General features: G+C 67.4%; 10 protein-coding genes and 2 pseudogenes. 8 read left to right on the top strand and 4 right to left on the bottom strand.

The features are described from left to right. The first annotated feature begins 70 nt into the window (after positions 1-70). From serS to BLU62_RS22825, 8 genes and pseudogenes are all read left to right on the top strand, one after another. Positions 71-1,330 carry a serine--tRNA ligase gene (serS, locus tag BLU62_RS22860; RefSeq protein ID WP_074852200.1) on the top strand — a complete coding sequence of 420 codons (1,260 nt, stop codon included), beginning with the start codon at positions 71-73 and terminating at the stop codon, positions 1,328-1,330. Positions 1,331-1,344: 14 nt separating this feature from the next. After that, positions 1,345-2,280 carry a hypothetical protein gene (locus BLU62_RS22855; protein WP_074852199.1) on the top strand — a complete coding sequence of 312 codons (936 nt, stop codon included), beginning with the start codon at positions 1,345-1,347 and terminating at the stop codon, positions 2,278-2,280. A gap of 5 nt (positions 2,281-2,285) precedes the next feature. Continuing rightward, positions 2,286-5,027, top strand: a complete 2,742-nt coding sequence (locus BLU62_RS22850) for an ATP-binding protein (RefSeq protein ID WP_084811869.1) — start codon at positions 2,286-2,288, stop codon at positions 5,025-5,027. A gap of 137 nt (positions 5,028-5,164) precedes the next feature. Then, positions 5,165-6,726 (top strand): annotated as a pseudogene (locus tag BLU62_RS22845) (DUF222 domain-containing protein). Between the two features lie 120 nt (positions 6,727-6,846). Then, a pseudogene (locus BLU62_RS22840) lies at positions 6,847-7,715 on the top strand (aldo/keto reductase family oxidoreductase). 79 nt (positions 7,716-7,794) lie between these two features. Continuing rightward, positions 7,795-8,364 carry a hypothetical protein gene (locus tag BLU62_RS22835; RefSeq protein WP_074852198.1) on the top strand — a complete coding sequence of 190 codons (570 nt, stop codon included), beginning with the start codon at positions 7,795-7,797 and terminating at the stop codon, positions 8,362-8,364. Between the two features lie 34 nt (positions 8,365-8,398). Then, complete coding sequence (locus BLU62_RS22830; protein ID WP_074852197.1) at positions 8,399-9,277, top strand: DMT family transporter; 879 nt, start codon at positions 8,399-8,401, stop codon at positions 9,275-9,277. 80 nt (positions 9,278-9,357) lie between these two features. Beyond that, on the top strand, positions 9,358-10,590 hold the full coding sequence (locus BLU62_RS22825) for a lipase family protein (protein WP_074852196.1): 1,233 nt from the start codon (positions 9,358-9,360) through the stop codon (positions 10,588-10,590). Here BLU62_RS22825 and BLU62_RS22820 read toward each other — a convergent pair. From BLU62_RS22820 to BLU62_RS22805, 4 genes are all read right to left on the bottom strand, one after another. Then, positions 10,587-10,796 (bottom strand): hypothetical protein, encoded by a 210-nt coding sequence (locus tag BLU62_RS22820; protein ID WP_074852195.1) that lies wholly within the window; start codon positions 10,794-10,796, stop codon positions 10,587-10,589. The two genes, BLU62_RS22825 and BLU62_RS22820, sit on opposite strands and share 4 nt — an antisense overlap. Positions 10,797-10,971: 175 nt before the next feature. After that, on the bottom strand, positions 10,972-11,055 hold the full coding sequence (locus BLU62_RS33975; protein ID WP_244278387.1) for a four-helix bundle copper-binding protein: 84 nt from the start codon (positions 11,053-11,055) through the stop codon (positions 10,972-10,974). Between the two features lie 128 nt (positions 11,056-11,183). After that, positions 11,184-12,611: a lipase family protein gene (locus tag BLU62_RS22810; RefSeq protein WP_074852194.1), complete on the bottom strand. Its 1,428-nt coding sequence runs from the start codon at positions 12,609-12,611 to the stop codon at positions 11,184-11,186. A gap of 97 nt (positions 12,612-12,708) precedes the next feature. Then, on the bottom strand, positions 12,709-13,326 hold the full coding sequence (locus BLU62_RS22805; RefSeq protein ID WP_074852193.1) for a TetR/AcrR family transcriptional regulator: 618 nt from the start codon (positions 13,324-13,326) through the stop codon (positions 12,709-12,711). Between the last annotated feature and the right edge of the window lie 4 nt (positions 13,327-13,330).

Genomic DNA, 13,330 nt, shown 5'->3' with positions numbered 1-13,330 from the left:
TTTCATGTCGACCGAGCTGATGAACCGCTGGTGACAGACGTCGGCACGCGCTCAAGTAGGGTTTGAAGGCGTGATCGACCTGAAGATTGTTCGTGACGACCCGGATCTGGTTCGTACCTCGCAGCGCACCCGCGGCGAGGACCCCGGCCTGGTGGATGCTCTGCTCGATGCCGATGCGGCCCGTCGTGCGGCCATCGTCGACGCCGACACGTTGCGCTCCGAGCAGAAGGCTCTCGGTAAACAGGTCGGCAAGGCGCAGGGCGAGGAGAAGCAGGCGCTGCTCGCCAAGGGCAAGGAACTCGCCGAGCAGGTCAAGGCCGCGGTCGCCCGCCAGTCCGAGGCCGACGCGGCTGCGTCGAAGGCGCATCGCGCGATCTCGAACATCGTCGCGCCGGAGGCTCCCGCCGGTGGCGAGGACGACTACATCGTCCTCGAGCACGTGGGTGAGCCCCGCGAGATCGAGAACCCGAAGGATCACCTCGAGCTGGGTGAGTCGCTCGGCCTGCTCGACATGGAACGCGGCGCCAAGGTGTCGGGTTCGCGGTTCTACTTCCTCACCGGACAGGGTGCCTTCCTGCAGCTCGGCCTGCTCAACATGGCCGCGCAGAAGGCTGCCGCCAACGGCTTCACGCTGATGGTCCCGCCCGTCCTGGTGCGGCCGGAGGTCATGGAGGGCACCGGCTTCCTCGGCGCCCACGCCGACGAGGTCTACCACCTCGACAAGGACGACGACCTGTACCTGGTCGGTACCTCGGAGGTGCCGCTCGCCGGCTACCACATGGACGAGATCCTGGACTTGTCCGACGGTCCGAAGCGGTACGCCGGCTGGTCGACCTGCTTCCGCCGCGAGGCCGGCAGCTACGGCAAGGACACCCGCGGCATCATTCGCGTGCACCAGTTCGACAAGGTCGAGGGCTTCATCTACTGCAAGCCCGAGGACGCCGAGGCCGAGCACCGGCGACTGCTGGGCTGGGAGAAGGACATGCTGGCCGCGATCGACGTGCCCTACCGCGTCATCGACGTCGCCGGTGGTGACCTAGGGTCGTCGGCGTCGCGCAAGTTCGACTGTGAGGCCTGGGTTCCCACCCAGAACACCTACCGGGAGCTCACCTCGACGTCGAACTGCACGACGTTCCAGGCCCGACGCCTCTCGATCCGGTACCGAGACGAGAACGGAAAGCCGCAGACCGCCGCGACGCTCAACGGCACGCTCGCGACCACGCGGTGGCTGGTGGCCATCCTCGAGAACCACCAGCAGCCCGACGGTTCGGTGAAACTGCCGCCCGAGCTCGCGAAGTTCGTCGGCACCGACGTCCTCACCCCACGCTGAACTGAGGCCGCGCCGTGACCAGCGGGATCGTCATCGCGGTGATCGGTGCGCTGGCGTTCGCCGCGGCCGCGGTTCTCCAGGCGCTCGGTGCGGAACAGGTCTCGCAGCGTGCCGCCATCCGGGAGGAACGACGACGCTCCGCCGCGGCGCATCCGTCGTTGAAGTCCACTGCGCTGACGATGCTCACGGTGCCGTTTCTGATCGGGTTCGTCTTCGACATCATCGGGTTCATCGCGACGATCATGTCGGCCCGGCTCATCCCGCTGTTCCTGTCGCAGACGATCATCTCGGCGCGGCTGGTCGCCACCGCGATCCTCGCCATGGTGGTGCTGAAAGTCGGCCTCACCCTGCGTGATTGGATCGCCGGTGCAGTGGTCGTGGCGTCGCTGATACTGCTCGCGATGTCGGCTGGTCGCGAGGGGGTGGACCACACCACCTGGATGCGGTGGGCGGTCCTCGTCGCCGGTCCCGGCCTGTTCCTGGTCGGTCTGATCGTGATGCGGCGCTTGAAGACCCACATCGCCACGGTCACCGGGCTCATCGCCGGCGCGGTGTTCGGCGTGATGGCGGTGGCGTCCCGCATCCTCGACGGTCTCGACCCTCTCGACCTGACCGTGCTGTTCACCGACCCGGCACTGTATGCGTTGCTGCTCAGCGGGATCGGCGGCTTCTACCTGTTCACCGTGGCACTGCAGACCGGCTCGGTGAACGGTGCCGCGGCGGCACTCGTCGTCGGTCAGACGGTTCTGCCGGGTGCGGTCGGCATCGCCTTCCTCGGCGACGTCACGCGGGCCGGCTGGGGTCCCGTCGCGATCGTCGCCTTCGCCGCCGCCGTCGGCGGGGGAGTGGTCCTGGCGTCGTCGGGCGCGGTGACCGCGGTGGAGACCGCAGATGCCACCAATGCGCCGCGGGGATACGGACATCCGCCGCGTGTGGAGCACCGGGACTGAGAGCTGTGGCAGCTGCGGGCGATGCACCGGCCGGCCTGGTCGGGCGCGACGACGAACTCGCCGCACTCGGGAGCTTTCTCGACGTCGCCCGGACCGACGGGGCCGCACTCCTTCTCACCGGCGACGCGGGGGTGGGTAAGACCGCCTTGCTCGATGCCGCAGTCGAACTGGCCGTCGCCGCGGGGATGCGTGTCATCCGCGGTAGCGGTATCGAGTTCGAGTCGGAGATCAGTTTCGCCGTCCTGCATCAGCTCGTCCTGCCGTTGTCGGCCGAACTCGATCGGCTGCCGGCGTCCCCACGTGCGGCTCTCGGCGTGGCGCTCGGGCTCGAAGATGGCAACACCCCCAGTCGGATCGCTGTTCTGAACGCGACGCTGGCACTGTTCACCGAGGCGGCGAACGAGAGTCCGGTGCTGCTGGTGATCGACGATCTCCACGTGGTGGACCAGCCGAGCATCGCCGCGATCGGTTTCGTCGCCCGACGGGTGACCGGCCGGCGCCTCGGAGTCCTCGCGGCCCGGCGTTCGGGTCCCGACGGTGCGTTCCGTCCCACCGGCGTTCCCGAACTCGACGTCGCTCCGCTGAGCGATGGGGATGCCCTGAGGCTGCTGTCGCGGCGGTTCGCGCACCTGCCGCGTCGAGTCCTGTCCGCTGTCGCCGACGACGCGCAGGGCAATCCGCTTGCGTTGCTGGAGTTCGCGGGCTCCACGGAAGTATCCGGGGACAGGGCCGGGTGGACGGGCGGCCCGGCTCGAGATGTCAACGCGCTCTTCGGTGACCGGATTCGTAGACTCCCCGGACGGACCCGCGACCTGCTGCTGTTGTCGGCGCTCGAGGGTTCCGGCGACCTCTCCATCGTCCAGTCTGCCGGTGCTCCGGGCGGACTCGAGGAACTGGCGCCGGCCGAACGCGATCATCTGGTGATGGTCGCGGAGGACGACCGCACGATACGTTTCCGGCATCCGCTGGTCAGATCGGCGGTGGTCGACGGCTCCACTGCCGAGCAGCGCCGTGCCGCGCACCGGCGCCTCGCGGACGTGCTCGTCGACCAGCCCGAGCGTCGTGGCGTCCACCTGGCGAAGTCCACGACAGCGCCCGACGAATCCGTCGCCTCGGTTGTCGAGGTGGCTGCCCAGACCAGTTTGCGCCGAGGCGATCCCGGCGGTGCGGTCGCGATGCTGCGCCGCGCTGCGGAGCTGACCCCCGACCCGGAGGAGGGGCGGCGCCGGTTGTCGCAGGCTGCCTACGTGGCCGCGTGGGTCTCCGGCGAACTCGACATCTCTCACGATCTGCTGCACGAGATCAAAGGTGATCCCGCGGGACAACCGATCGGTGCCACCGCGGCCGCAGCACTTCTGGTCCTCGCCACCGAGGGGGATGCCGACACCGCATACACCATGCTGTTGCCGGCGATCGAGGCCGCGACGTCCGTGGACGGGCCGCGCACCGGCGACGTGGAGAACGCGCTTTTCACGCTCACCCTCGCCGCCGGGTATCTGGGAGGTCCTGAGTACTGGCAGCCGTTGATGGACCTGCTCGATCGCTTCCCGAACCCCTCGCCGGCCTCCGCCGCGACACTGGCCCGTGTGCACCACGCCCTCGGTTCGATGAGCGACGAGTTGCTGCAACGCCTCGACGCGGAGATCGCCGGGCTGAACGAGCAGACCGACACCGACGTCGTCATCCGGACCGCACTGGTCGCGTCCTACGTCGACCGTCTACCCGAATGTCGGGGAGCTCTCCTGCGGGTCATCCGCGCGGGTGGCGCGGTGGGTTTGAGCATGCCGGCCCTCATCCACATCGCCCTCGACGATCTGTATTCGGCGCGGCTGGGTGCTGCGTCCGACGCTGCGGCGGAACTCATCGCACTGTCAAACGACACCGGATATCCGTTGTGGGCACAGGTGGGCCATTACTCCGCAGCGATGGCTGCCGCCGAGCGCGGTGATCTCGACGAGTGCATCGAGCACTGCGGTCGGATCTGGGATTGGTCGGGTCCGCGTCGCGTGCACCGCCTGGTGAAGTGTGCCCACTTGGCAAGGGCCCGAGCGGCACTCGGCGTCACCGATTTCGACACCGCATTTCGGCACGCCTCGGAGGTCTGCGCACCCGGCGAGCTCCCGCCGTTCAACCCCGAAGCGGTCTGGGCGGCAACGGATCTCATCGAAGCAGCGATACGCACCGGACGCCTCGAGGAGGCGCGTGCGCATGCAGCGGCCTTCCGCGCCGCCGGCGTCGAGCGCATCTCCTCCCGGTTGGCCCTGATCTCCGCGCTCTGCACCGCGATGACGTCGGAACCGGGCGAGGCGATCCAGCGCTTCGACGACGCGCTGGCGATTCCCGGTATCGAGGCGTGGCCCTTCGAACTCGGTCGGGTTCATCTCGCATATGGCGAGGTGCTGCGTCGCCAGGGGCGGTCGCGCGACGCCCGAGTGCAGCTGGAGTCCGCGCGGAATCTGTTCGCGGACATCGGTGCTCGCTCGTGGGAGAGTCGGTCGGCGGCCGAGTTGCGTGCCACCGGGATGACACGGGCGTCTTCCGGGTCCGATCTCACGCCCCAGGAACTGGAGGTGGCCCGGCTTGCGGCGGGTGGCTTGTCGAACCCGCAGATCGCAGAGAGGTTGTTCCTGTCCCCGCGTACCGTTTCGTCACATCTGTACCGGGCGTTCCCGAAGCTCGGAATCACGTCGCGCGCAGCGCTTCGCGATGCGCTGGAGGCGCAGGGTCGATCATCCGGCGCGGACTGAGCACGTAACCACCTGCCGCACAATCTCTTGACCGTCGCCGCTGTGGATGGATATCCGTAGTTGTCGGTGGTGGGGTTTACATTGGTCGGTAACAGATTCAGCCATCCAGGTTGGGCTGTAGACGTTGTGGGGGCAGCGTGTCGAACCCGTGGATCGATCTACCGGAGGAGTTCCATGCCGGGGTCGATCCTGCCCACCCCGAATCATCCGACACCGCAACCCATATGGAACGGTTTCGGTCGATCCGCCACGGCGAGGCCTATCTGGCGTGGAGTCGTTACCAGTCGATCGTCACCGTCTACGACCAGCTCGTGGTCAACACCAGTGGTGGTTTCTTCATCGACCGTTATGGCGAGATGGTCACCCGGGTATGCCGCGAAGACGCCATCACCCGCTACCGGGCCGATCAGTGGGTCGGCGAGGCTCTTGCGCTGCGTGAGCGGTTGCCGAAGGTGTTGACCACTCTGCGGGATGGCATCCTGTCGCGCCAGTTGGTCCAGACGGTCCTTGCCCGCACCGACCTGATCTCCGACGATGCGGTCATCGCCGATCTCGACACCGAGATCGAACGCAACCTGCGCACCAGTAAGGCTCCTGGACCGAACGCCAACTGCGGGACATGGTCGATCGCCTCGTCTTCCGTCACGATCCCGACGCCGTACGCGAACGGCGTCGCGAAGCCCTGGACAAGCGCGGTGTGTGGACCGACAACTTCATCGACGGTACCGGCGAGATCACCGGTGTCATGGCCGCCGAGAACATCCGCATCGCCGAGAAAGCGGTGAAAGCGCTCGCCGACACCGTCTGCGCGCATGACGGTCGTAAACGCAACCAGCGCAATTCTGATGCCATGTTCGCGCTGTTGACCGGCACCATCTTCGAATGCCAGTGCGGGCGTGACGATTGTGACGCCGACATCCCCGACCCCGCCGAGGTCGTGCGCTCGGTGACCACCGAGATCGTCATCCACGCCGTCACCGACCCCGCCACCCTCGACGGCGAACCCGGCATCGCCTGGATCGACGGCCACGGCGTCATCTCCGACGAACACGTCCGCGACCTCGCGGCCCGCAAAGACGCGATCGTCAAGCCGGTCACGCCGGTTCGCGCGGCACCCATGCGAGTTACCGCAGAGGACACCTCGTCCACCGACGCCGTCGTCGTCTACCCCGGTGCGCAGCCCGCCGATCCGTACCGACCCACCTCCGCGTGTGCCGATTTCGTGCGGGTGCGGGACGGGTACTGCACCGAACCCGGCTGCGAACAGTCGTCCTTCGACGCCGATCTCGACCACGTCGCCGAATACGACCGGACCAATCCCACCCAGAGCGGTGCCACCTCGAGTGAGAACCTCAACGCGAAGTGCCGGTTCGGGCATCTGCACAAGACCTTCGGTGACTGGGTCGATGTCCAGTACCGCGACGACGACGGACGGCTGGTCACCGAATACCGCACCCCCGAGGGCTTCACCATCCCTGGTGACGCCGAAACCCTCGAAGACTTCTTCCCCAACCTGCGACGCATCCGCTACGAGCAACCACCCCAAGCCCCACCCACACCACGAGTGATCACCGGGGACGATGCCCCACCCCAGAGCAACCGACTGGCAAACAAACACGCCAGGCGGCGGGCCGAACGCGCCCGAAATCAGCGAGAACGCGAACGTCGCGAGCAGGCTGACGGCCCACCGCCGTTCTGAAGACCCACCGACCCTAGTCGTTGCGGTCATCGGAATGCAGTCATCTGACGGAGGCTGTGAACCCCGGTTCGGGCGACGCTTGTCTGCGTGAACACCGGACACGACCGCGAGGAGCACGCCATGACCACGACAACCTCACTCCCCGGCGGCACCTGGACCCTGGGCGACGCAACGGTCACCAGGTTCGGCTATGGCGCAATGCAACTCGCCGGACCGTGGGTGATGGGTCCGCCCGCCGACCCCGATGCGGCCCGGGCCGTGCTCCGCGACGTCGTCGAACGGGGCATCACCCACATCGACACCAGCGACGCCTACGGACCGCGCGTCACCAATGACCTGATCCGGGAGACGCTCCATCCCTATCCCGAGTCGCTGTTCATCGCGACCAAGGTCGGCGCCAACCGGGATGCGGAGGGGGATGGCCGACAGCGCGCAGGCCCGAGGATCTGCGTAAGCAAGTGCACGAGAACCTTCTCGCCCTCGGCGTCGAGGCGCTCGACCTCGTCAACATGCGCATGGGCGACGCCCAAGGGCCGCAACCGGGTTCGATCGCCGAGGGAATGGAAACACTCGTCGAGCTGCAGCAGGAAGGCCTCATCCGGAATCTCGGAGTCAGCAACGTGACCGCCGAGCAAGTCGTGGAGGCGCGGACGATCACCCCGATCGTCTGCGTACAGAACATGTACAACCTCGCCCATCGCGGGGACGACGCTCTGATCGACGAGCTGGCGGCTGACGGTATCGCCTACGTACCGTTCTTCCCCCTCGGCGGCTTCTCGCCGCTACAGTCCGACGCGCTGTCCCGGGTGGCCTCGCGGCTGCAGACAACCCCCATGGCCGTCGCGCTCGCCTGGCTGCTGCAGCGTTCGCCGAACATCCTGCTCATCCCCGGGACGTCGTCACCGGCACACCTCCGCGAGAACATCGCCGGTGCCAACCTCGCACTGACCGCCGACGACCTCGCCGAACTCGACACCATCGGTCGCTGACCGCTGGGTGCAACTCGTGACTGATCATCGAAACGGGTGTAACACTGTAATCATGTAATACACCCACGAGGAGGCGGTCATGAGAAGCGCACATCAGGGAAGCCGGGGGCCGGGCGGCCGTCGGGGAGGCTGGCAGCAGGCCGAGCTGCCCGACGCCGGGGACGCCGCCGCGTGGTTCGCAGGCCGCCTGCCCGAGAAATGGTTCACCGGACCGGCCGAGGTCACCGTCGACCGCGACGAGATAACCGTCATCGGTACCCTGGAATCGCCAGAGACCAGCGACGATGCGGACGCGCGGGCAGCCGCCCAGGGCCGGGCGTCGAGGTTCCGCGAGGAGACGCGGGCCGAACGGATGTCCATCGCCGACGAGGCGCAGGCGCGTTATGCCAGAAAGGTCTCGTGGGGTGTTGCCGTCGGAGACGAACGGATTCTGTTCACCCATCTCGCAGTCCCGGTGATGACGCGGCTCCGGCAGCCGGAACGTCAGGTCCTCGACACCCTCGTCGATGCCGGGGTCGCGCGGTCACGGGCCGATGCGCTGGCCTGGTCGGTCAAACTGGTCGGCGCACACACCGACGAGTGGCTGGGCAAATTGCGTGCCGCGATGGACGAAGTGGACAACTTGCGTGCCGAAGGTCCCGGTCTCTGACCGATTCGGGCGGTAGAGCGGGGATACTGATCCGATGCTGATCGGGATTCTCGCGGCCGTCTTCGCGGCGCTCGCGTACGGAACGGCCTCGGTACTTCAGGCGCGCGGCGCGCAGAGCGTCGACGACACGGGTGCCGGGCCGGGTGAGGCGCCGTCGTTGCGGTCGACTGTCACGGCGATGCTGACGGTGGCGTTCATCGCGGGAATGGCGTTGGACGGCATCGGATTTCTCGGCAACATGGTGGCGGCGCGGATGATCCCGCTGTTCCTCGCGCAGCCGATCGTCAGTGCAAACCTGGTCGTGACGGTCGTGCTCGCCACGATCGTGCTGAAAGCGAGACTGTCCCAGCGCGATTGGATCGCGATCGGCGTCGTGGTGGTTTCGCTGATCCTGCTGGGGTTCGCCGCCGGCGACGAGGGTCGTGACCACGAATGGTGGCTGCACTGGGCGGTCCTCATCGCGGCCGTCGTCATCCTCGGGTTGGGGGCGGCGATCCTGCCGCGGATGCAGAGTCGGGTCGCGGTGCTGGCCGGTCTGTCCGGCGGTGTCCTGTTCGGCGTGCTCGCGGTCGCGGTCCGGATCCTCGACGGTCTCGACCCATTCGACCTCGGCGAACTCTTCACCGACCCAGCTCTGTACGCGATCATCCTCGCCGGTCCCGGTGGGTTCTACATGTTCACCGTGGCCCTGCAGAAGGGTGCGGTGAGCGCGGCGTCGGCGTCACTGGTGGTCGGCGAGACGGTGGTTCCGGGAGTGATCGGGATCGTGGTCCTCGGCGACACGGTCCGTGCCGGCTGGGGACCGGTCGCGGTGATCGCGTTCGTCGCCGCGGTCGTCGGCGCGGTCGTGGTGGCCATGTCCCCGGTGGTGGAAGAAGTGGAGCGGGCAGGGGAGAGCGCACCCGTCGCCTGAATGCCCTTTCACGCGAAATCCGTGCCCACCTGGCTCGACCCCATTCCGTGAACGCGGCGTACCGGGCATGATCGCTGCTCATGCGCCAGATCTCGCGACACCTCACGACGCTCATCGCCGCAGTGGGGGTCGCAGCGTCACTGTGCGTCCTCGCGCCGACGGCGTCATCGACGCCGCTCCCGGCGCCCGTCGAGGCACCGGCGCTGCTGCCGACACAGGACCCGTTCTACGATCCTCCGCGCGGCTACGAAAAGCGTGCGCCGGGTGCCATCCTGCGCACGAGGCAGGTCGGATTGGGCTGGCGCGGAACCGATGTGCCGATCACCGCGACGCAGATCCTGTACCGGAGCACCAACAACTCCGGCGGTCCGACGTCGACGGTCACCACCGTGATCTCACCGCCGGGCGTCGGACCCGGCGCGCCGCGACGGCTGGTGTCCTACCACTCCTTCTACGACGCGCTGGGCTCGCAGTGCGACCCGTCCTACACGCTGCGCGGCGGCAACATGTCGGAGCGGCCCATCGACCTCGCGCTGATCACGGGACTGATGGCGGCCGGCTACACGGTTGTGGTGCCCGACTACGAGGGTCGTGGCCTGCGGTGGACGATCGCACGTGAATCCGGGTATGCCGCGCTGGACGGGGTCCGTGCCGCGCTCACGCAGCTTCGGGCCCCTGCCCGCACCCCGATCGCCTTGTACGGCTACTCGGGCGGATCGGTACCGACGGGCTTCGGGGCCGAACTGGCTCCGGCCTATTCGCCCGAACTCAACATAATCGGTGCGGCGGCGGGCGGGATTCCGGTCGATCCCGCACACAACCTCGGCTACATCAACGGAAAGCCCGAATGGACGGGAGTCATCCCGGCACTGATGGCGGTCTACGCCGAGACCTACGACATCGACCTCGCGGGATACCTGTCCCCGAAGGGTGAGCGAATCCTGCGCCAAGTGGCGGGGGAGTGCATCGAACAGTTCGCCGACGAGTACCCCGGACTCACGGACCGCCAGCTCCTTGAGCCCGGGGTGGGCGGAGTGCTCGACGTCCCCGGGGTGCGGCAGGCGATCTCGAGAAACGTGATGGGAACGCTCGGCACGCCGCGGGTTCCCATGATGCTGGGCGTCGGCAATTCCGACGGCATCGGCGACGGCGTGATGGTCGCCGCCGACGTCGCCGGTCTGGCCCGGAGCTACCGAAGTCGAGGGGTGCCGACGACATTCACTGAATATCGCGGCCAGACACACACTGCGGCGTTCATACCCTGGAGCATCGAGGCCCTCGCCTTCGTGAACGACCGCTTCGCCGGACGCTAGGCGTCTGCGGACGGGTTCTTGTTGGTGCCGCCGTCGGACACCTCGAAGTTCTTCCACTCGCCGTTGTCCTGGACCTGCATGACGGTGTCGAGACTGTCATCAGGAGCGGCCACGGTCTTGAACCAGTCGTAGGCGCTGGTGGCGTCCTCGAAATCCTTTTCCTCGATGATCTTTTCGTCGGAATCCACGACGCGGTACTGAGCCATGATCTTCTCTCCTCACTGTGGGTTCCACTGCGGCGCCTCCGTCCGGGCGCCACATTCGACGGTATTCACCTGCCTACCCAGAGCAGTCCGGCAGCAATCATCGACGTCGGATCGTGCTCCGCTCACTACGCGTGGATAACGATCGGCGATTCGGGGTTTGAGTCAGGGCCCGGGTTCAGCCGAGAACCGCGAGCAGGGCGCGGCAGGCCTCCTCGCAGCGTCGGCACACGTCGGCGCAGATCCGGCAGTGCTGGTGCATATCGGCGTGCTTGGCGCATTCGTCCGCGCAAGTCCGTCATGCGTCCGCGCATGAGGTGGCAGACCTGCGTGCACTCGGCGCAGGCCTGGATGCAGGCGGCGAGGGCCGCGTGGGGCGGAGCCGTGCCCTCAGGGCAGGCGCGGAGGATTACCGAGTTCCTGGTTGATCGCCAGCGCCAGGTTGTTGCCGACGAGGTTCACAAACGCCCGCCAGGTCTTCGGGTCGAGGGACATCGAGCCCTGGTCGGTTGTGGTGCAACCGATTCCGGCAGGCTTCCCGTCGAGTCGATCCCGCATCCACACGATTCCCGGCGCGAAACCCTCGATCGCGAGCGAGATGTGCTCGCTGAAGTGGTCGCGGACGTACCGCACACTGGCATCCGGGTCGGCGCAGTAGGCCCGCACCAGTTCGTTGACCGGGCCCACCGGGGCGATCCAGTCCGGGTTCGACTGATAGACGAGCATCGGGAAACGGGGGACATTCGTGCCCATCTTCAGCTGTCCCAGCACTTTTCGCGGTGTCGGATAAGCGAGCGGGTCGCCCGGGAGGTTCACGAGTCCCTTGATGTCCACGAACGGCGCCAGCGCGGCCTGGTACGTGAGGCACAGGGGATTCTTGCTCGCCAGCAACGCCTTGCCCAGCGGGTTCAGGTGGCGCTGCAGGAAGCGGTCGAGTTCGGGGTACTCGCGGCTGACGCCGATGATCCCGGCGAGGATGAGGCCCGACGCCGCGTTCTTGTCGGCCAGATCCACCATCTTTCGGATATCCGCGGGGACACCGCCTTCCGCGGCGCCGACGATCGGCAACTCGGGCGCGTACTCCTGGTGGAGCTCGGCCGCCCAGCCGGTCGCGATCGCTCCGCCGGAGTAGCCCATCATCCCGACCCGGAGATCCTCCTTCAGTCCGAGTGGCGCGAAATCCCGTGCGCCGCGGATACCGTCGAGGGTGATCCGTCCGGCGAGTGGTCCTGCCGCGAAGGCTGATTCGGGTCCCTGGTGGTCGGGGATCACCACCGACCAGCCGGCGCCGACGAGCGACGTGATCTGCAGGACCTCATATGCCGAGTCCACGGAACCGGTGAGCTGGCCGGGAATCGACGCCTGCTGGAGCGCATACGACGGCGAACAGTACAGCGCGGTGGAGTCCTCGGCCGACTGCCACGACACCAGCTTCGACGGTCCGGGCTTCACCGGACCCTTCGGCTTCAGCACGGTCGCGACCGCCGGAATGGCCTCGCCGCGGGTGTTGGTCGAGCGGTAGGAGATCTGCCAGGCGTCGACGTTGATCGGGATGACCGACAGGGCCGCGAGATGGACGCGTCGGGCGGCGATCAGCTCGCCGGGCTTCTTGTCCGCGTACTCCGCGGAGGGAGGGAGGTAGAACCCCTTGTCGAACTCGGGGATCGCCGGCGGAACCGGGAAGGGAAGTGCCGGCGCGACGGGTACAGCGGCGGCCGTGGTCGTGCCGAATGCTGCGCCGCCGACGAGCGCGAGGGTGAGGGCGGTGGCGAGAAGCCGCAGGCCACGCCCTGTTCTGCTGCCAGTGCTCCGCCCCATGTCGACCCCCTCGGAATAGTGAGACGCCTGTGTCTCACACTTCGGTGAACATACACGGATGGTTGGCAGGGCACAATCGTCGCCCGCCGGAACCCGGCTAGAGCTCGGCGAACGACAGGAGGATGTCGGAGAGGACGGAGACGATGTCGTGGAGCGGTGCCGGATCCGGCGACACACTCCAGCGATGGACGAGTCCGGTGAGTGCGCCGACGTAGGCGATCGCGAGGTGGCGCTGCCGTTCGCTCGCCGGCCGACCGGCGAAGTCGGCCATCGCCGCCACGAAGAACTCGACCCACTCCTCACGGCCGTCGAGGCGGTGTTGTTCGACGCGTGAGCTGACGCCAACGATCTGGACGAACGAGACCTCCGCACGACGCGGATCGGTGCCGACCGAGGTCATGTAGGCACTCATCGCTGCCGTCGCCAGATCCCGCAGATCATGGGAAGTGGTGCCCGCCAGGGCTTCTGCGACGGCGTCGCGGGCCGCGTGCTGGATCTCGTCGTACAGCGCGATGATGAGGTCCTCGCGCTCGCTGAACTCCTCGTAGAACTGCCGACGGGAGAGTCCGGCGGCCCGGCAGATGGAGGTCACCGACGAACCGGCGTATCCGGGATCGGTGAACTCCTCGAGGGCGGCGTCGAGGAACCGCCGCCGGCGTTCGGCAGCGCGATCGCTCACCGGACGCCCGCCGTAGGTCCGTTCGGACGCCGTCATCGAC

It is taken from the genome of Gordonia westfalica, from assembly GCF_900105725.1.
Lineage (GTDB): Bacteria > Actinomycetota > Actinomycetes > Mycobacteriales > Mycobacteriaceae > Gordonia > Gordonia westfalica.
This window is presented reverse-complemented; position numbering and strand designations above follow the sequence as displayed.